Origin of the sequence: Pantoea sp. R13S299 (assembly GCF_048515925.1) — a bacterium.
GTDB lineage: Bacteria > Pseudomonadota > Gammaproteobacteria > Enterobacterales > Enterobacteriaceae > Pantoea.
The window spans coordinates 201,339-218,586 of sequence record NZ_JBLYEF010000001.1; the positions used below are offsets into that span (position 1 = coordinate 201,339).

19 protein-coding genes and 1 tRNA gene are annotated in these 17,248 nt (G+C 54.8%); 11 read left to right on the forward strand and 9 right to left on the reverse strand.

The genetic code is table 11. The features are described from left to right. Positions 1-21: 21 nt before the first annotated feature. From purK to ppiB, 4 genes are all read right to left on the reverse strand, one after another. Entirely contained in the window at positions 22-1,086 is a 1,065-nt protein-coding gene (gene purK / locus ACN1CO_RS01005; protein WP_419137008.1) for a 5-(carboxyamino)imidazole ribonucleotide synthase, read from the reverse strand. Beyond that, entirely contained in the window at positions 1,083-1,589 is a 507-nt protein-coding gene (gene purE / locus ACN1CO_RS01010) for a 5-(carboxyamino)imidazole ribonucleotide mutase (RefSeq protein ID WP_419137010.1), read from the reverse strand. Before purE ends, purK begins: the two co-directional genes overlap by 4 nt. Positions 1,590-1,719: 130 nt before the next feature. Then, positions 1,720-2,436: a UDP-2,3-diacylglucosamine diphosphatase gene (lpxH, locus tag ACN1CO_RS01015; RefSeq protein ID WP_419137012.1), complete on the reverse strand. Its 717-nt coding sequence runs from the start codon at positions 2,434-2,436 to the stop codon at positions 1,720-1,722. Further along, on the reverse strand, positions 2,436-2,930 hold the full coding sequence (gene ppiB, locus ACN1CO_RS01020) for a peptidylprolyl isomerase B (protein WP_419137014.1): 495 nt from the start codon (positions 2,928-2,930) through the stop codon (positions 2,436-2,438). Before ppiB ends, lpxH begins: the two co-directional genes overlap by 1 nt. 212 nt (positions 2,931-3,142) lie before the next feature. On the opposite strand from ppiB, the gene cysS reads away from it, so the two are divergent. Together cysS and ACN1CO_RS01030 are read left to right on the forward strand one after the other, a co-directional pair. Next, positions 3,143-4,528, forward strand: coding sequence for a cysteine--tRNA ligase (gene cysS / locus ACN1CO_RS01025; protein WP_033782242.1), 1,386 nt, complete (start codon positions 3,143-3,145; stop codon positions 4,526-4,528). Positions 4,529-4,561: 33 nt separating this feature from the next. Continuing rightward, the gene (locus ACN1CO_RS01030; RefSeq protein ID WP_419137016.1) at positions 4,562-5,668 is read left to right on the forward strand and encodes an AAA family ATPase; all 1,107 of its coding nucleotides are present in this window, start codon (positions 4,562-4,564) and stop codon (positions 5,666-5,668) included. Between the two features lie 27 nt (positions 5,669-5,695). On the opposite strand, the gene ybcJ is transcribed toward ACN1CO_RS01030, so the two are convergent. After that, positions 5,696-5,908 carry a ribosome-associated protein YbcJ gene (gene ybcJ, locus ACN1CO_RS01035; protein WP_003849455.1) on the reverse strand — a complete coding sequence of 71 codons (213 nt, stop codon included), beginning with the start codon at positions 5,906-5,908 and terminating at the stop codon, positions 5,696-5,698. Beyond that, the gene (gene folD, locus ACN1CO_RS01040) at positions 5,909-6,775 is read right to left on the reverse strand and encodes a bifunctional methylenetetrahydrofolate dehydrogenase/methenyltetrahydrofolate cyclohydrolase FolD (protein WP_033731804.1); all 867 of its coding nucleotides are present in this window, start codon (positions 6,773-6,775) and stop codon (positions 5,909-5,911) included. 173 nt (positions 6,776-6,948) lie between these two features. Between folD and ACN1CO_RS01045 the strand changes: the two genes are divergently transcribed. The 3 genes from ACN1CO_RS01045 (at position 6,949) to ACN1CO_RS01055 (ending at position 8,303) form a co-directional block, all read left to right on the forward strand. Beyond that, positions 6,949-7,452 carry a DUF1198 family protein gene (locus tag ACN1CO_RS01045; RefSeq protein ID WP_419137020.1) on the forward strand — a complete coding sequence of 168 codons (504 nt, stop codon included), beginning with the start codon at positions 6,949-6,951 and terminating at the stop codon, positions 7,450-7,452. A gap of 94 nt (positions 7,453-7,546) precedes the next feature. After that, positions 7,547-7,623 (forward strand) — tRNA-Arg (locus ACN1CO_RS01050). A 356-nt stretch (positions 7,624-7,979) separates the two neighbouring features. Next, on the forward strand, positions 7,980-8,303 hold the full coding sequence (locus tag ACN1CO_RS01055; RefSeq protein ID WP_419137022.1) for a hypothetical protein: 324 nt from the start codon (positions 7,980-7,982) through the stop codon (positions 8,301-8,303). Here the strand turns inward: ACN1CO_RS01055 and ACN1CO_RS01060 are convergent. Both ACN1CO_RS01060 and ACN1CO_RS01065 read right to left on the reverse strand, forming a co-directional pair. Further along, a complete protein-coding gene (locus ACN1CO_RS01060; protein ID WP_419137024.1) occupies positions 8,300-9,118 on the reverse strand; it encodes a DUF4225 domain-containing protein in 819 nt (272 codons plus the stop codon). The two genes, ACN1CO_RS01055 and ACN1CO_RS01060, sit on opposite strands and share 4 nt — an antisense overlap. A gap of 533 nt (positions 9,119-9,651) precedes the next feature. Beyond that, a complete protein-coding gene (locus ACN1CO_RS01065) occupies positions 9,652-9,978 on the reverse strand; it encodes a SymE family type I addiction module toxin (protein WP_419137026.1) in 327 nt (108 codons plus the stop codon). 514 nt (positions 9,979-10,492) lie between these two features. Between ACN1CO_RS01065 and ddpX the strand changes: the two genes are divergently transcribed. After that, positions 10,493-11,074, forward strand: coding sequence for a D-alanyl-D-alanine dipeptidase (ddpX, locus tag ACN1CO_RS01070; protein ID WP_419137028.1), 582 nt, complete (start codon positions 10,493-10,495; stop codon positions 11,072-11,074). A gap of 86 nt (positions 11,075-11,160) precedes the next feature. On the opposite strand, the gene ACN1CO_RS01075 is transcribed toward ddpX, so the two are convergent. Next, positions 11,161-11,397 (reverse strand): DUF2171 domain-containing protein, encoded by a 237-nt coding sequence (locus ACN1CO_RS01075; protein ID WP_003854080.1) that lies wholly within the window; start codon positions 11,395-11,397, stop codon positions 11,161-11,163. Positions 11,398-11,750: 353 nt separating this feature from the next. On the opposite strand from ACN1CO_RS01075, the gene ACN1CO_RS01080 reads away from it, so the two are divergent. The 5 genes from ACN1CO_RS01080 to ACN1CO_RS01100 all read left to right on the forward strand — a co-directional run bounded on the left by ACN1CO_RS01080 (position 11,751) and on the right by ACN1CO_RS01100 (position 17,204). Then, complete coding sequence (locus tag ACN1CO_RS01080) at positions 11,751-12,347, forward strand: DUF1349 domain-containing protein (RefSeq protein WP_419137031.1); 597 nt, start codon at positions 11,751-11,753, stop codon at positions 12,345-12,347. Positions 12,348-12,445: 98 nt separating this feature from the next. Further along, on the forward strand, positions 12,446-13,465 hold the full coding sequence (locus ACN1CO_RS01085; RefSeq protein WP_419137033.1) for a DUF481 domain-containing protein: 1,020 nt from the start codon (positions 12,446-12,448) through the stop codon (positions 13,463-13,465). A gap of 103 nt (positions 13,466-13,568) precedes the next feature. Next, positions 13,569-14,534, forward strand: coding sequence for a magnesium and cobalt transport protein CorA (locus ACN1CO_RS01090; protein WP_090963108.1), 966 nt, complete (start codon positions 13,569-13,571; stop codon positions 14,532-14,534). 360 nt (positions 14,535-14,894) lie between these two features. Beyond that, positions 14,895-16,259, forward strand: coding sequence for a cytochrome ubiquinol oxidase subunit I (locus ACN1CO_RS01095; RefSeq protein WP_419137036.1), 1,365 nt, complete (start codon positions 14,895-14,897; stop codon positions 16,257-16,259). 9 nt (positions 16,260-16,268) lie between these two features. Next, positions 16,269-17,204 carry a cytochrome d ubiquinol oxidase subunit II gene (locus ACN1CO_RS01100; protein ID WP_419137038.1) on the forward strand — a complete coding sequence of 312 codons (936 nt, stop codon included), beginning with the start codon at positions 16,269-16,271 and terminating at the stop codon, positions 17,202-17,204. Positions 17,205-17,248 lie beyond the last annotated feature (44 nt).

Below are 17,248 nucleotides of genomic sequence, written 5' to 3' on the forward strand. Positions count from 1 at the left end.
CCGCAGGCGGGTAACGGGAAACTACAGCTTTTCAATGGCCCAGGCGATGCCGCTGGCGTACTCTTCAGGTAGCTGAGGCACCAGCGCATTCAGCGCCGCTTTCAGCCGCTCTGCATCGCTGTCGGTCAGATTGAGGTGGCCCACTTTACGACCCGGACGCACCTCTTTGTCATACCAGTGCAGATGAACCAGCGGCTGCTGCAGCCAGCTGAGATTCACGTCGGTGCCAATCAGATTCACCATTACCGACGGCGCAAACACCACCGGCTTCGGCAATGCCAGGCCAAGAATAGCGCGCAGATGTAGCTCAAACTGGCTGATCGACGCACCGTTCTGCGTCCAGTGACCACTGTTGTGCACACGCGGCGCCAGCTCATTGATCAGCAGTCCGGCTGGCGTAACAAAGCACTCCATAGCCATCACGCCCACGTAATTCAGCGCCTGCATGATCGCGCCCAGCATCGATTCGGCCTGCTGCTGCTGTGCCGGATCCGCCTGCGGGAACGCCACGCTGGTGCGCAGAATGCCGTCCTGATGCAGGTTATGCGTCAGCGGATAGAACACCACCGAGCCATCGTGACCGCGCGCGCCCACCAGTGACACTTCACCGGAAAAGTTGATGCCCTGCTCAACGATACATTCGCCATAACAGGCATCCGGCAACTGGTGCGTTTCATCAGCACGCAGACGCCATTGCCCCCGCCCGTCGTAACCACCGGTGCGGCTTTTGACTATCGCCAGCTCGCCCAGTGAATCAAACACTGCGGGCCATTCGCTTTTATCCGCCAGCCACTGCCACGGTGCGGTGGCAAGCCCCAGCTGATCCAGCAGCTGTTTCTGCGTCAGACGATCGGCCAGACGCGGAAAAATATCCCGGTTCACAAAGGCCGGATGGCTCGCCAGCTCGCGCGTCAGCGCGGTCTCCGGCCAGCGTTCGATTTCGGCGGTGATCACGCTATCGGCGATTGGCAGGGCAGTGGGATCGGCGTCCAGGCCCACCGGATACACCGCGATACCCAGCGGCTCACCCGCCTGGCGCAGCATACGACCTAACTGGCCATTGCCCAGTACGCAAACCGGCTTCATACATCCTCCCGAGGATCGGGATGGTTCAGCACCTCATCGGTCTGGCTCTGACGCCAGTTATTCAGACGTGACGCCAGCGCGCTGTCGTGCAGCGCCAGAATCTGTGCGGCCAGCAGCGCGGCATTGGCTGCGCCCGCCTTGCCAATTGCCAGCGTGCCAACCGGAATACCGCGCGGCATCTGCACAATCGAATAGAGGCTATCGACGCCGCTCAGGGCAGCGCTCTGCACCGGCACACCCAGCACCGGTACCAGGGTTTTAGCCGCCAGCATACCCGGCAGATGGGCCGCGCCACCTGCGCCAGCAATAATCACCTGAAAACCATTACCGGCTGCCGTTTCGGCGAAGCTGAACAGTTTATCCGGGGTGCGGTGCGCAGAGACCACTTCAACATGAAAAGGGACGTCCAGGCTGGTGAGGATTTCAGCGGCGAACTGCATGGTGGCCCAGTCACTTCTGGAACCCATAACAAGGGCGATGCGGGCCGGGGCGTTGGATGACATGCGGTCAACTCCTGTGAATGAACAAACAGACCTGGCCGAGCGGACAGGTTTTGAAGGGCACCGAGAATAGCATGAGAAGCACGCAAGGAAAACGGTTGCGTCAGCCTGAAGTCGGGGAGTTAACCGCAGATTAGAAGTCGAAATGGATGAGCTGAATGCCGCTGGCGTCGAGCTGAATCATGGAACCCCGGCTGTGCCAGGCACCGAGCACCACGCGTTGCGCCGTTTCACCCTGCAGGCTCAGCGTATGAATCGCCGGGCGATGAGTATGACCATGGATCAACAGCGGCACCTGCTGGCGCAGCATGGCGGCGGCCACGGCATCCTGGTTCACATCCATGATGGTCTGGGATTTGTGCTGGTTGGCCTGTTTACTGTCGGCGCGCATCCGGGCGGCGATGCGTTTGCGTATCCACAACGGCAGCGCCAGGAACAGTCGCTGGATCCACGGATTGTGCACTTTGGCTCGAAAGCGCAGATAACCCGCATCGTCCGTACAGAGCGTATCGCCATGCATGATCAGCAGCCGGTGGCCGTAGAGCGTCAGCACCTGCTCTTCCGGCAGCAGCGTCATACCGCTGGCGCGCGCAAAGCGTCGGCCAATCAGGAAGTCGCGATTGCCATGAATGAAGTAAACCGGAACCGGCAGGGCGCGCAGGGCGCTGGCAATCTGCTGATGCAGCGGATTGGGATCGTCGTCGCCAATCCAGGCTTCAAACAGATCGCCGAGAATATAGAGCGCGTCGCAGTGGGGCGCTTCGCGCTGTAAAAAATGCAGAAAACCGGCGGTAATCGCCGGTTCTTCCTGACACAGATGGAGATCTGCGATAAACAGCGTGCGCGACATTACTCGCTGACGGTCACTTTCTGGATAACGACGTCATCTTTTGGCACATCCTGGTGCATGCCGCTGCGGCCGGTAGAAACCGCTTTGATCTTCTCGACCACATCCATGCCTTCAACCACTTCAGCGAATACGCAGTAGCCCCAGCCCTGAACGCTTTCGTCACGGAAGTTCAGGAAGTCGTTATCAGCGACGTTGATGAAGAACTGTGCGGTCGCAGAGTGCGGCGCAGAGGTACGAGCCATTGCCAGCGTACCTTTGGTGTTTTTCAGGCCGTTGCTTGCTTCGTTCTGAATTTCGGCTTTGGTGTCTTTCTGCTTCATGCCCGGCTCGAAGCCGCCGCCCTGAATCATAAAGCCGTTGATTACGCGGTGGAAAATGGTGTTGTCGTAAAAACCTTCACGGCAGTAATCCAGGAAGTTCTGTACGGTTGCCGGCGCTTTATCATCGAAAGTTTTGATTACGATATCGCCATGGTTCGTCTGGAAAGTTACCATTTTTGTCGTCCTGTAAAGGTTGTGATCAGTTGCTGAGGTCGCGTTGTCGATCGGCGTACCCCTTTTTGTCGACCGTTCTTATATCATAATTTCCAATGACGCGTCAGCAGCGCGGCGCAGTTGGCTTGCTTTGCGTCGCGCGAGCGATAAAAATACGGCACAATGTCTGGATACTTAAAAGTGTCAACCACACGCGAAAACGGAACCGTTCAATGCTTAAGATTTATAACACCCTGAGTCGACAGAAAGAGGAATTCAAACCCATTCATGCCGGTAAAATCGGGATGTATGTTTGCGGCATCACGGTGTATGACCTCTGTCACATTGGTCATGGGCGGACGTTCGTGGCGTTTGACGTGGTGGCGCGCTACCTGCGCTACCTCGGTTATCAGCTTAATTATGTACGTAACATCACCGACATTGATGACAAAATCATCAAGCGCGCCAATGAAAATGGCGAGAGCATCGAAACCCTGACCAACCGCATGATCGGCGAGATGCACAACGACTTCGCTGCGCTGGGGATCCTGCCTCCTGATGAGGAGCCGCGCGCGACCCGCCACATCGCTGAAATCATTGAGCTGGTGGAAACACTGATCGCGCGTGGTCACGCCTATGTGGCGGACAATGGCGACGTAATGTTTGATGTGCTGAGTGACACCGATTACGGCGCGCTGTCGCGTCAGGATCTGGAGCAGCTGCAGGCGGGCGCACGCGTTGAAGTCGCCGACGTGAAGCGCAATCCAATGGACTTCGTGCTGTGGAAAATGTCCAAAGCGGATGAGCCAGCCTGGTCATCGCCGTGGGGCAACGGTCGTCCTGGCTGGCACATCGAGTGTTCGGCGATGAACTGCAAACAGCTGGGCACCCATTTCGATATCCACGGCGGCGGTTCAGACCTGATGTTCCCGCACCATGAAAACGAAATCGCCCAGTCGAGCTGCGCCCATGACGGTCCTTACGTCAACTACTGGATGCACTCCGGCATGGTGATGGTAGACCGCGAGAAGATGTCTAAATCGCTCGGCAACTTCTTCACCGTGCGAGACGTGCTGCAACATTATGATGCGGAGACGGTGCGTTACTTCCTGATGTCCGGTCACTATCGCAGCCAGCTCAACTACGGCGAAGATAACCTGAATCAGGCGCGTGCAGCGCTGGAGCGCCTTTATACGGCACTGCGTCACACCGACAGCAGCGTGAAAGCCCACGGCGGCGAAGCGTTTGAAGCGCGTTTCCGCAGCGCGATGGATGATGATTTCAACACTCCGGAAGCCTACTCGGTGCTGTTCGATATGGCGCGTGAAGTTAACCGCCTGAAAAGCGAAGACGGCGCATCAGCGCACGGACTGGCGTCGAAGCTGCGTGAGATGGCTAACGTGCTGGGCATCCTGCAGCAGGATCCTGAGCTGTTCCTGCAAAGCGGCGCACAGGTCAATGATGAAGAAGTTGCCGAGATTGAGCATTGGGTGAAAGCCCGTGCCGATGCGCGGGCAGCCAAAGCCTGGGCGGAAGCGGACATCGCGCGCGACAAACTTAACGCGCTGGGTGTCATCGTCGAGGATGGGCCACAGGGCTCCAGCTGGCGTCGAAAATAAACCGGAGAGGGCGAGCAATCGCCCTTTTTTATTATGGCGATTGAACAGATTCAGATCCGCGGCTTCCGCTCAATACGTAACCTGACGCTGTCACTGCAACAGCTGAATGTGGTGAGTGGTCCCAACGGCTGCGGTAAATCCAACCTCTATAAAGCGGTGCGGCTGTTGCACGAGGCGGCCAGCGGTCGTCTGGCGCTCGCACTGGCTGATGAAGGCGGCATTCAGAAAGCAATGTGGGCGGGCGGCTTGCGGCGTGGCGATCGCCGACACGATCCAAAGCGGCTGGAGCTGGCTGTGGTCATGGATGACATGGATTACCAGCTGGAGATTGGCTTTCCCGAGCCGCTGTCGACCAGCCTGTTCAATCTCGATCCGCTGGTGAAGCAGGAACGGCTCTGGCTCAGCGGCCAGCGTCGTCGTCCTTCTGCCTGCATCATGCAGCGCGAAAATCAGACCGCCTTTCTGCACAACGTTGAGGGCGATCGCGTCGCCTGGCCGGCGGTGCTTCATCCGGAAGAATCGCTGTTTGGTCAGCTTGGCGAACCGCATCTCTACCCGGAGCTGTCGCAGCTGCGCGAACGGCTGCATCAATGGCGCTTCTATCATGAGTTCGCCGTCTGGCCTGGCTCACCGATACGGGCACCACAGATTGGCGTGCGCGCGCCGGTGCTGAGCCATGATGGCAGTAATCTGGCAGCGGCGTGGGCGACCATCGTGGAACGCGGTCATTCAGAACTGTTGTTTGAGGTGATGGCGCAGGCGTTTCCTGACAGCCAGTTTGATGTTGAGGTGCAGAACGGTCGCTTTCAGATGCTGATGTCCCGCCAGGGTATTCTGCGTCCGCTGGAGAGCGCGGAGTTTTCAGACGGCACGCTGCGGTTTCTCTGTCTGGTTGTGGCGCTGCTCAGCCCGCGCCCACCCGCCTTTATGGCACTGAATGAGCCGGAAAACAGTCTGCATGAAGATCTGTTGCCTGCGCTGGCGCGTTTAATCGCCGAAGCCAGTCAGTACAGTCAGCTCTGGATTACCAGCCATTCACCCCGCCTCGCAACGCTGATTGCGCAGCATACGGCGGTGAATCATATTGCACTGGAACAGCGGGAAGGGGAGACGTGTGTGAAAGGAGATGAACTGCTGTGACAGCGTCCCCGCAGGGACGCCCGGGAATTACTCGACCACAGTGATGCGGAAACCGGCAAACTCCACGGTCTGACCGGCAACGATCTTGCAGCGCTTGCGCGTTTCAACCGCGCCATTGACCTTCACTTCACCCTCGGCAATCACGACTTTCGCCTGTGCGCCGCTCTGAACCCAGCCTTCCAGCTTCAGCAGGTCACACAGATCGACATGCGGGAATTTACCCAGTGAGAAACTCGTCATTTATACATCCTCTTTATCATGAAACTCTTCGCACGCCTGCAGCGTGTTTTGAATCAGTGTTGCGACTGTCATCGGCCCGACACCGCCCGGCACCGGGGTGATGTAGGAGGCGCGCTCTGATGCGCTGTCAAAATCAACGTCGCCCACCACTTTGCCGCTGTCCAGACGGTTGATGCCCACGTCGATAACGATGGCACCTGGTTTGATCCAGTCGCCCGGAATAAAGCCGGGCTTACCCACCGCAACGACCAGCAGATCGGCATGCTCAACGTGATGGCGCAGATCTTTGGTAAAGCGATGAGTCACGGTGGTGGTGCAGCCCGCAAGCAGCAACTCCATGCTCATCGGACGACCGACGATGTTGGACGCCCCGACCACCACAGCGTTCAGGCCATAGGTGTCAATGTTGTAGCGTTCAAGCAGCGTCACGATACCGCGTGGCGTGCAGGGACGCAGGGTTGGCGCACGCTGACACAGGCGACCGACGTTATAAGGGTGGAAGCCATCGACATCTTTATCCGGCGTGATGCGCTCCAGCACCTTCACGTTATCGATGCCCGCTGGCAGCGGCAGCTGCACCAGGATGCCATCGATTTCATCGTCCTGATTGAGCTTATCGATCAGCTCCAGCAGCTCAGCTTCGCGGGTGGTGGCAGGCAGATCATAAGAGCGGGAGTGGAAACCGACCTCTTCACAGGCGCGGCGTTTGCTGGCCACATAGATCTGCGATGCCGGGTTTTCACCCACCAGAACCACTGCCAGACCTGGCGCACGTTTTCCGGCGGCCAGACGCTGCTTCACTTTTTCCGCAACCTCAACGCGCACCTGCTGCGCAATCGTTTTACCGTCAATAATTTTTGCTGCCATCAGAGAGGAAATCCACTGTGTTGTGTTGAATCGGGGAAGGGGGGTATTTTGTCAGAAGCGCGGCGCGCTGTCAGTCACAGTTTCAGCCGCGTAGATGCTTTCCGGCTTTTTCGTCGCGACGAGTGCCAGCCTGCATGCGTATGATATCTGCAGGACAATCCGGGGACGATGTAATGATTTGGATAATGCTTGCTACGCTGGCGGTGGTATTTGTCGCTGGATTTCAGCTGCTCACCGCGGGCTCACGCCACGCCGCTCAGCGGCTCAGCAAACGGCTGCAGCTGCCACCGGTACAGGTGGAATCAATGATCTCTATGATGGGGAAAGAGGCGTCGAAAGAGTTTACCGACTATCTCAGCAAAGATAATGAAACGCATCTGCATAATGGTGCAGCGGTAGTGCTGATCTGGCAGGTGTTGATTGTTGACGGCAGCGAGGAGAACAGTCAGCGCTGGCATGCGATTCTCACTCGTGCCGGTTTTCCACCGCTTATCAGCCGCCAGCAATTGCTGCTTGCGCTGGGCTTTCTGCGCCAGCTGGAGCCGGACAGCCAGGAGCTGCACGCACTTCGTGAGCAATACAATGCGCGTTTCACATCACAAGGGATTGAGCTGGAAGGAGAATTTACCGGCACCAGTAAACTCGTGTCGCTAAGCGAATGGCGCAGGCGTCACTGACGTCAATTGGTCATTACCGCAGCACTTCGCTGCGGAGAAGCGGCAAAAACGTTGACGTCCCCGCTTCCCGACGTATAATCCGTGCCATCTCCATGCGCCCTTAGCTCAGTTGGATAGAGCACCGGCCTTCTAAGCCGTAGGTCACAGGTTCGAATCCTGTAGGGCGTACCAAATTCTCTCTTCTGTTTCGTACCCTAAGACTCTTTTTTCCTTTACTGTCAGTACGATACCTGAATATTCTACTCTTAATTGTTTCCATAAATTTAATTGCCAGCATTACTCGCATGGCAGTCTGGATAGAGTTGTATTTTTTCTACGCTTACGATCTGTTAATAGTTCGTAGTGTTTTTTGCATATAGCATTTTAATATTATGCGCTATTGCATGATAAGTATGATGTTCAAACAGAGCCTTCTGAGGTGAGGAACGTTGATACCAGTGCTGGCCAGGTAAGCAGGTTAGTTAGCATGTGTCTGTTTCACTGTGCTATATTTCGCACGTATCGCAACGTTATTCAGGATGAATCAGATGAACGAATTTGAGCAAGAACTCTATAATAACGGCTTCTCTGCTAAAGACATCGGTAAGCTGAAGAGCATCATTAAAAAAGACGAATCAAAAAAAGACACACTCCAAAGCCTCGTTATTGATCTGAGTAAACGCTTCTGGGGCGGAGTCATTGCTCTTGTTATTTTGATGCTTATTGGATTGGATGGCATTTTCAATGCAGATGCTTCAAATGCCATTCCATATATTATCGTTCTGACGTTTGCATTCCTTGTGGTCTATTTTGTGACTCCACTGAACCTCTCCTGGAAAGCTAACAGGTTTATCAGAAGAACCAGAGGTTAGTTTTGTGCGGGGCTATTTTGCATATGGTATAGGTTCAGACCTACTCCAACCCCCTTATAGGCTGCTCCAGCGCCTTTTATGGCAAGTGCTGGTTTACTCATAACCTGAACTTTTCGGTAATAGTCAGTTGGCAGATATTTGTATAGCCTCCATGCCTCTGGCTTTAAAGTCAGTTTGAAAATGCCATAGTATGAGGTTGTCAAATCAACTACCTGATAGGCTAACAAGCCGAGTCGCTTATCAAAGCCAAAAAAATCTGCAACATCTTCATATTTATCTCTTATTGGGTTTGATGGGTGGGCCACACCGCTGAGTTTACCTATGCTCTCAATCCCTGATCCCACTCCATTCATCACCAGTGTTGAACCTGCTACAACACCTAAAACATTACCTGTAGTGACAGAACCTACAATAAGACCGACGCCAGCCACGATTTGTAAGCCACTCAATACCACGCCGATACCATTGATTACATACCCAATCACCTTTTCATGGTCATGATAAAACTGCGCCGAAGACGATACGACAGCTTCACCCGTTCTGAGCATTCTGTCCTGAATCCTGAGGTGCTGGCTTTCCTGCTTCAGATTCTGAATGCACTCCTGGCACTGATCGTCAGAATTCGAAGTACGAATGGTATGGATCTGTAAACGAGCGAACTCGCGCACCTCATCCTGGAATTTCAGTCTTACAAGAGCATCCTTGAGATGAAATTGAGAAAGTGAAGTGGCTATGTTAACTAAATGATTAGCCTCCAGATTTGCCATCGTCAGAAAGTAGTTTGAGAGTCTTTTTGTGTCCCAGTAGTTGTCCATAACAGTGCCTCTGTAAAAACGTGGTCTCACTAAACATGATTTTCAGATCCTAAAATAGCTGGAGTTGCAAAGGATCTCAAATTGAGGCGTGGAGGTTCTGCATTAGTGATCCACTAAGGGAAAGTTCACTACAGAGTGGCATTACGGGCGATAAAACATAAAAAACGGATTCCAGATCCAACTTTGGCCTGGACAGAAAATGTGCATCCGTACTTTCCCTTTAGCTGTTCCGCACAGTTGTCCGGAAACCGGGCATATGGAAGACGTTGCATTGAATTATGAGAAAATCACACCCCTTTATAAAAATGGTAATCTGCTGGCACATGATGCCTGCAATTAACATCCTACAGCATAAGTATTGAGGTATTTTTCAGACTACTGGTCTTTATAGAAAGAATGGTGATTTCTTTAAATTGAATGCCGAATATTAGCGGCAGATAACAGCAGTTAAATAGTAATTTACGCACTCATCATGCGACAACCTCAATCTGCCGCTCCCCAACCCGAAGCGGCATCCTTTCACCTCAACGCCATTAACCCGCAACTACACCGGACAACGCAAGCACCTGCTTCTGTTTCCTGGCAGGCAGCTTATTCAGCTGTGCTAACGCGTTGACCAGTTGCTCATCGACCGGCTCTGGTGGTTTCACGGTCAGCACGATACGGCCTTCTGTGACATTCACCTCAACTTCGGTGCCGGTGGTAAATCCCGCGGCAGCCAGCCACTGGCCTTTCATAATGATCGACGGAATACGGATATAGTCTGGATACCGGCTGGCGTAACTCACCGTTAATTTACGCCGGGTAACGGAAGGGGCTTCAGGATTTAAACCAACTGCATTACACTCTGAATCAGTCATGATCTCTATTCCTGTAAAATAGGATTGTGATTAGCGATCCAGGGGTGCTCCAACACCTCTGTATCGCGCTAAATACCTGTACATATAATCAACTAATACAGACAAAGTCCAGATGAAAATCGATGTAAATCAGCAGGTTTCTTCACAGTTAAAAGGCTATTTTTTTGCGGCGAAAATCTCAGATTAAAGTAATTAACTGCAACACTTCAGGCAATGTAAAACAGACAGTCGATTCTATTTAGCGTAAATGAAATAACGATTTTCACCTGACCACGCTTATTTATAAAACGCGGCCTATCCTGACGTCACCAGACTGATTATCTCGCTTGTACCGATCCCTGAAGCCATAAACGCTGCCAGCCAGAATCCCCGGTAAACAAAATTCCACACCACGCACGAACGCAGAAAACCATCACACCTTTTTTTCCTTCCGCCGCAATGCCATGATGACCTCCTCAAAACTACCGCTCACGGCCAGCCCGCCACAGAGCGCATAAACAGGGAGCACCGCGTCATGGACAGTAAAAATCTGACAGATATTGCTGAGGCATTTCCTCAGTTAGCGATCGATCTTAAATATGCCACCGCCGATAACCTTACCGGTCAGCCGATCTACCGCGATGCGCGCTGTCTGCTGCATGTTGATGCGGTCAGAGCGCTGAAAAAAAGCATCGAAATTGCCCGTGTTGCGGGCTATAAACTGCTGATCCTCGACGCGTACCGGCCACCCGCAGCGCAGGCGATTCTGTGGAATGCCTGCCCGAATCAGGACTATGTCGCACCGCTGACGCGCGGCTCAAACCACAGTCGCGGCACGGCGGTAGATGTGACGCTGATGGACGAGCACGGCGAAATCCTGGATATGGGTACGGGCTTCGATGAGATGAGTGAGCACTCCCATCCTTATCATCCTGCGGTGCCCGTTCAGGCACAGCGCAACCGGCTGATGCTTAATGCCATCATGCTGGGTGGTGGCTTCACCGGCATTGCGACGGAATGGTGGCATTTTGAATTGCCGGGTTCAGAAAGCTATCTGCTGATTGATGGCGTGTTTGGCTGTTATTCCTCATCACAGACAGAAAATATCAGCCTCTGAGGCGAGTGGGATTGCGATTAATTACCGGGGATATATTTTACAGCGCAGAATAGAAATAAGCCGTGGCAGGCGCCACGGCTAACGATTTATGCAGACTGCCATTCACTTTCAACATCCGCTTTGGCTTTAGACAGGATGACTTTATTATCATCAACCTCTTTTACCCAGCTGAATGGAATAATGTGATGTTTGCCGCCCGCTTCAGGATCGCTTTTCGCCAGCTTAATTTTGTCGTCGCCTTCAAAATGGTCAACAATACCGACATGTTCGCCATTCACATCAACAACCTGTGCGTGATCCAGAATCTCTGATTTATCTACCATGGTGGCTTAATCCTTATATTTGATGAGTTCAGTTGCCCTCAGACAGAACAAGCCTGGTTGTTAAATGCAGTTTTAGCCAGGCAATTAACAAAATGAAATAGTTAAGTGAGCTGGTCCTGGTAAATATTATTTATTTCCGCAAAGAGAATAAAAGGAAAATAAGCGAAGCCGTGAAAAGGCTGAATGGTCTGTTATATCTGGCCTGACAACCTCTCTACCTGTCACTCCGGCTTAATCAGATTTACCGCGAAGTCAGCTGTTTGTTCACCAATCAACGCTATGATAATCAGAACAATCGCTATGCAGCAGCCCGGACTGAATGCAGGCGGTTTAACTTACAGAAAGGAGTCCCTATGACAGCAGTGAGTTCACTGACCACCGAAGGCGGCGTCTGGATTAATCAGCCGCCGGTGCACAGTCTCGATGGCGATGCGTTGCAGTTCGAAACCGCGTTAAACAGTGATTTCTGGCAGCGCACCTGGTACGGCTTTGAACGGCACAGCGGCCACGCCTTTGGCTTCTGGGTAGAAAATGATTTTACCGTTCAGGTGCAGGTGAGGGCGGACTTCAGCCAGCTCTACGATCAGGCCGGTCTGTTTATTCAGGATAGCGAGACGCACTGGGTCAAGGCGGGGATCGAGTTTAACGATGATCAGCCTGCCATTGGCTGTGTGGTGACGCGTGAGTTTTCTGACTGGTCCACCGGCGTGTTTCCTGGTGATGCGCGGCAGTTCTGGATGCGCGCCACGCTGCAAAATGCGGCGCTGAGGATCCAGTACTCCACCGACGGGGTGACCTGGCCGCTGTTGCGGCTCTGTCCGTGGCCCGATGAGGCAAGGCGCTTTGTCGGGGTGATGGGCTGCTCGCCGGAACGCCAGGGGCTGGCAATCCGTTTCAGCGACTTCACGCTGGGTCCGCCGCTCGGTAAAGCACTGCATGATCTGTCCTGAAGGCTGATTGCATATCGTCGCGGAATCGGCTTAATTGTCAGGTCAGATTTTGCGGTGACGCGTCGCCCGTGTAAGACGACGCCTTTACAGGGAAAGCTATGCGTTGCCCCACCTCGATTACCACGCTGCTGGTCTCGCTTTGCTGTGCCGGATGGGCACAGCAGGCCGCAGCTGATACGGTCTGGCTGAATAATGGCGACCGGCTGACCGGCACCATCCGTTACCTTAGCGGCGGCAAGCTGGCGATAGAGACACACTACGCTGGCACCATTACGCTTGACTGGAGTGCGGTCAGCACGCTCGCCAGCGAAAATCCCGTCAATGTTGAAAATAAGCATACCGGCGAACACTATCAGGTACGGCTTACCTCGTCTGATCCCGGCTATGTCTGGGTGGAACGTAACGAGCAGGAGCAGCAGGTCTCGCTGCGGCGCATCGACGAGTTTATGAAAGCCAAAGTCCGCACCGATCAGCTCGCCTGGACCGGCAACATCGATGCGGGCGTGAAGGTCAAAAAAGCCTCGACCAAAACCGATGACTACAGTTTTGCGCTCAACACCAAACTCAATCAGGGTAAATGGCGGCACGACATCGGCGCGACCTTCAATCGCGAGCAGGAAAACGACAGCATCAACACAAACAACTACAGCCTGCGCTACGCCTTTGACTATCTGGTCAGGGAGCAGTTCTTCTGGCAGACCCGCGCGACCTACAAACGCGACTGGGTGGAGAATCTCTCGCAGCAGGCGCTGATTGGCACCGGGCCGGGCTATCAGCTGTGGGACACCGAACTCAGTTCGTTCTCACTCTCGCTGCTGGGCGGTGCCTTTGAATATGGCTACAGCGATGACAGGGAAGAGCGGCACTTCGGCGGCTCAGTGCGCTGGAACTATCAGCGCTATCTGCTGGGCAAATCGGTCACGCTTTACAGCAACGGCGATATCGGCCATTCGCTGGATGATGACGGGGTCTTTATGCTGGATGCGGAAGTCGGGATGCGGTACAGCCTGACCTCCTGGTCAACCCTGCATATCGGCTATCATCGCAATCTGGTCAGCGGCATACCCGATACCCTGAATGAAGGCATCTTCTCGACCGGACTGGGGCTGAAGTGGTAATCCGCTGATTGCGCAACGTCGCAGCAAATCCTTACTGTTTTTATCCGGTTACAGGCCCGGCATTAGCTAAGCTCCTTGTACTGTCACAACAGGAATGCAGAAGATGATCGTAAGCAGCATGGTGTATCGTCCGGGATGCGCGGGCGAAGAGGTCCAGGTCGATGATATCAGTGAAGTGATTAAGGAGCCGGAAGCATTTATCTGGCTCGGGCTGTGGCAGCCAGACGCCGAGTTTATGGCGAAGATTAAAGAGGAGTTCGGACTGCACGAACTGGCGGTTGAGGATGCGCTTAATGCCCATCAGCGGCCCAAAATCGAACACTATGGCGACTCGCTGTTTATCGTGGTGAAGACGGTTTGCGCGAAGGATGACACCTGCGAGCTGGGCGAATCCCATTTCTTTGTCGGAAAAAAATTCCTGATCAGCATCCGTCACGGCGCATCGGAAAGTTATACGCCGGTGCGACAGCGTGCCTCTGAGAACCCGGCGTTGCTGAAGTTTGGCCCGGCGTATCCGCTCTATTGTCTGCTCGATTTTGTGGTGGATCGCTATGCTCAACTCTCCACTTCTCTGAATGAGCGGGTCGGTCAGATGGAGAACGATCTCTTCACCAGCGAATTTGATCGCAAGTCGGTGCAGTCGGTCTACACCATGCGGCGTCATCTGCTGTCGCTGCGAAATGCGGCGCTGCCCGTCGAAGAGATCTGCAACCAGCTGATCCACCTGCACGAAGATTTGATCCCGCGTCCGCTGCGCGCCTATATCCGCGACGTGCAGGATCACGCCCGGCATGTGGTGACCGACGCGGAAGATATGCGCGAGATGCTGACCAGCGCCATGCAGGTCAATCTGGCGCTGGTGACGGTGCAGCAGAATGAGGTGGTCAAAAAGCTGGCGGGCTGGGGTGCGATTCTGGTCATTCCGACCGTGGTGTTCAGCATGTATGGCATGAACTTCGAGCATATGCCGGAGCTGAAGTCGCTGTACGGCTATCCGCTGGCGGTCGGGCTGACGCTGCTGGCCTGCGGCGGGTTGTGGGCTAAACTGCGCCGATCGGGCTGGCTTTAATTCGGCTATTTATTTCGGAACGGCGGGGCGGATTAATTATCCGCCTCGCTTACTTTTATTTTCTCTTATTTAAACGCAGCGAGAGCGGCGTAGAATAATAACGGCTTTTACCTCACTTCATCCTGTAACAATAAAATCATTTTCGTGATCGTCGTTATTACGCAGGCACGACTGCTGGCCGATTTTTTATTTCTTCACTACGATGATCAGATAACTTCACAGATAAACGCCTTGCTGGCGAAATAAACCTGATGCTGAGGACGTGCAGCACAATCAGACTTTATCCTGCTGATATCCACAGCGATGCAGTTGAACGCACGGCTGTCTGCTGCGTGTCTGAGATTTCGGGGAAACACCATCGTGAATGACAGCGACTGGATTCTGACAATCGCCCGAACGCAGTTTGCGCTCACCATGGGCATGCATATTTCGCTGGCGGCGCTGACGCTGGGACTGGCACCGTTTCTGGTCTGGTTTGAGGCGCGCTGGCTGTGGGGTAAACAGCAGGCCGCCCGGGATGCCCTGCACTTCTGGCTAAACATCTTTTCCCTGACGGTGGCGATTGGTGCCGCGTCGGGCGTAGTGATGGAGTTTCAGTTTGGTACGCACTGGGCGCGCTTTTCGCATCAGGTCGGCGGCGTGATAGGCCCCTTAATGTTTTATGAGGTGCTGATCGCCTTTTTCCTTGAATCGGCCCTGACCGGCGTAATGCTGTTTGGCTTCAATAAAATCCGGCCTGGCGTGCATTTCGCGGTGACCTGTCTGGTGGCGCTCGGGGCGCTGCTCAGCGCTTTCTGGATTCTGGCCGCTAATTCCTGGATGCAGACGCCGGTCGGTTTCACCCGCGATCAGAATGGGGTCTTTCTGGCAGAAAGCTGGCAGTCGATTTTGCTGGCACCATCCCTTCCGTGGCGCTTCAGTCATATGGTGGTGGGATCGCTGATCGCCGTGGCGGTGCTGATCATGGGCGTTGCGGCCTGGCGGCTGCGTCATTTCAGCGGGGAGTTCGCTTCGCGGCTGATGCTCAACAGCGCGCTGACCTTTCTGCTGTTTGCCGTTCCGCTGCAGATCGTACTCGGCGATCTGCACGGTGAAAATACCCGCGACTATCAGCCCGCCAAACTGGCCGCGATGGAAGGCAGCTGGCACCAACCCGCGCAGGGTGAGGGCGAACCGTTGCGCCTGTTTGCACTACCGAACCAGCAGGCGCAGCGGAACCATCTGGAGGTCAGTGTGCCCCGGATTGGTTCGCTCTATCTGCGGCACAACCTCTCCGGCCACATCAAAAGCCTGAGCGAGTTTCCTGCGGAGGCGATTCCCCCGGTGTTACCGGTCTTTTTCGCGTTTCGCCTGATGGTGGGGCTGGGGCTGATTATCCTGCTGACCACGCTGATAGCTAATCTGCAGCGCTGGCGAGGTCGGCTGGCGATGTCAGGAGGCTTGCTGCGCTGGCTGACATGGCTCTCACCGGCGGGCTTTATCGCACTGCTGTCAGGCTGGGTGGTGACTGAAGTCGGACGTCAGCCGTGGACGGTCTATGGCATGTTACGCACCGCACAGAGCGTATCGCCGCTGTCCCTCAGCACCACGCTGGGCATTTTCGTAGCCGTGCTGCTGATTTATGCGCTGGTCTTCGCCCTCGGTTTACGTTATCTGCTGCGCCGGGTGAAGGGTGAACTGCCGTCGGGGCAACCGGTGGTGATTGCGCTAAAAACGCCACATTAGGAGTCTGTGATGGCCGATCTCTCAGCGCTGATTATCTGTCTCTCTCTGCTGCTCTATCTGCTGCTGGATGGCACGGACCTGGGCGTGGGGATGCTGTTTTGCTGGTTTCACGATGATGAACAGCGTGAGCTGATGACGCACAGCATTCTGCCGGTCTGGGATGCGAATGAGACCTGGCTGGTGCTGGCGGCGGGCGGACTGCTGGCGCTGTTTCCGCCGGTCTACGCAGTGTTGTTCAGTAAGTTAAGCATGCCGCTGTTCGCCATGTTGCTGGCGCTGCTGGTGCGGGCGATGGCACTGGAGTATCGCGCCCAGAGTTCCGCGCGACTGCGTCCCTGGCTGGATCGCGTCATGGCCGGCAGTTCGGCGCTGGCGACCTTTATTCAGGGCTGGTGCGCCGGGATGATCATCAGCGCACAGCCGCAAACCGGCCTGCCGGATGGACTGAGCCTGGTGCCGCTGGTCAGCGGCGCGGGGCTGATGGCGATCAATTCGCTGCTGGCCTGCTGCTGGATCGGCTGGCGCATTGGCGACAGAGTTCAGCCACTGGCGTCGGCACAGAGCTGGCTGTGGTGGCTGCTGGCGCTGATGATCTTTCTCGTCGAATGCTACCTCAATGCTGACCTCTGGCAGCAAAGCTGGCAGCAGCCGCTGGGGAAAGTCGCGGCGGGGGTAATTGTGATGCTCTGGATCGCGTTGCCTCTGGCCTTATGGCGAGCCGGGCCGCTTGTCCAGCTCATCCTGACGCTGGTGCTGATCGGCGCAGTGTTTACCGGCCTGCTGTGCGGACTCTATCCCTGGCTGGTGCCGCATCTGTTCACGCTCAGTGACAGCGCGTCGTCGCCGGTCACCCAGCGCTTTGTGCTGGTGGGGGCAGCGATTGCCATGCCGCTGACGCTGATCTATCACAGCTGGTCGTTCTGGGTTGAGCGCCGGGCTAAATAATATTCGTCCACACTGCTACAGGCAGCGATGTTGTGCTGAAAGGA

Excerpts from the sequence above, each read along its gene's own strand:
- ACN1CO_RS01030 (WP_419137016.1), top strand. The coding sequence starts at position 4,562 with ATGGCGATTGAACAGATTCAGATCCGCGGCTTCCGCTCAATACGTAAC.
- ACN1CO_RS01060 (WP_419137024.1), bottom strand. The coding sequence starts at position 9,118 with ATGGACAACTACTGGGACACAAAAAGACTCTCAAACTACTTTCTGACG.
- ACN1CO_RS01085 (WP_419137033.1), top strand. The coding sequence starts at position 12,446 with ATGCGTTGCCCCACCTCGATTACCACGCTGCTGGTCTCGCTTTGCTGT.
- ACN1CO_RS01100 (WP_419137038.1), top strand. The coding sequence starts at position 16,269 with ATGGCCGATCTCTCAGCGCTGATTATCTGTCTCTCTCTGCTGCTCTAT.
- ybcJ (WP_003849455.1), bottom strand. The coding sequence starts at position 5,908 with ATGACGAGTTTCTCACTGGGTAAATTCCCGCATGTCGATCTGTGTGAC.
- ACN1CO_RS01055 (WP_419137022.1), top strand. The coding sequence starts at position 7,980 with ATGAACGAATTTGAGCAAGAACTCTATAATAACGGCTTCTCTGCTAAA.
- lpxH (WP_419137012.1), bottom strand. The coding sequence starts at position 2,436 with ATGTCGCGCACGCTGTTTATCGCAGATCTCCATCTGTGTCAGGAAGAA.
- ACN1CO_RS01075 (WP_003854080.1), bottom strand. The coding sequence starts at position 11,397 with ATGGTAGATAAATCAGAGATTCTGGATCACGCACAGGTTGTTGATGTG.
- cysS (WP_033782242.1), top strand. The coding sequence starts at position 3,143 with ATGCTTAAGATTTATAACACCCTGAGTCGACAGAAAGAGGAATTCAAA.
- ACN1CO_RS01080 (WP_419137031.1), top strand. The coding sequence starts at position 11,751 with ATGACAGCAGTGAGTTCACTGACCACCGAAGGCGGCGTCTGGATTAAT.
- ppiB (WP_419137014.1), bottom strand. The coding sequence starts at position 2,930 with ATGGTAACTTTCCAGACGAACCATGGCGATATCGTAATCAAAACTTTC.
- folD (WP_033731804.1), bottom strand. The coding sequence starts at position 6,775 with ATGGCAGCAAAAATTATTGACGGTAAAACGATTGCGCAGCAGGTGCGC.
- ACN1CO_RS01090 (WP_090963108.1), top strand. The coding sequence starts at position 13,569 with ATGATCGTAAGCAGCATGGTGTATCGTCCGGGATGCGCGGGCGAAGAG.
- ACN1CO_RS01065 (WP_419137026.1), bottom strand. The coding sequence starts at position 9,978 with ATGACTGATTCAGAGTGTAATGCAGTTGGTTTAAATCCTGAAGCCCCT.
- ddpX (WP_419137028.1), top strand. The coding sequence starts at position 10,493 with ATGGACAGTAAAAATCTGACAGATATTGCTGAGGCATTTCCTCAGTTA.
- purE (WP_419137010.1), bottom strand. The coding sequence starts at position 1,589 with ATGTCATCCAACGCCCCGGCCCGCATCGCCCTTGTTATGGGTTCCAGA.
- ACN1CO_RS01045 (WP_419137020.1), top strand. The coding sequence starts at position 6,949 with ATGATTTGGATAATGCTTGCTACGCTGGCGGTGGTATTTGTCGCTGGA.
- purK (WP_419137008.1), bottom strand. The coding sequence starts at position 1,086 with ATGAAGCCGGTTTGCGTACTGGGCAATGGCCAGTTAGGTCGTATGCTG.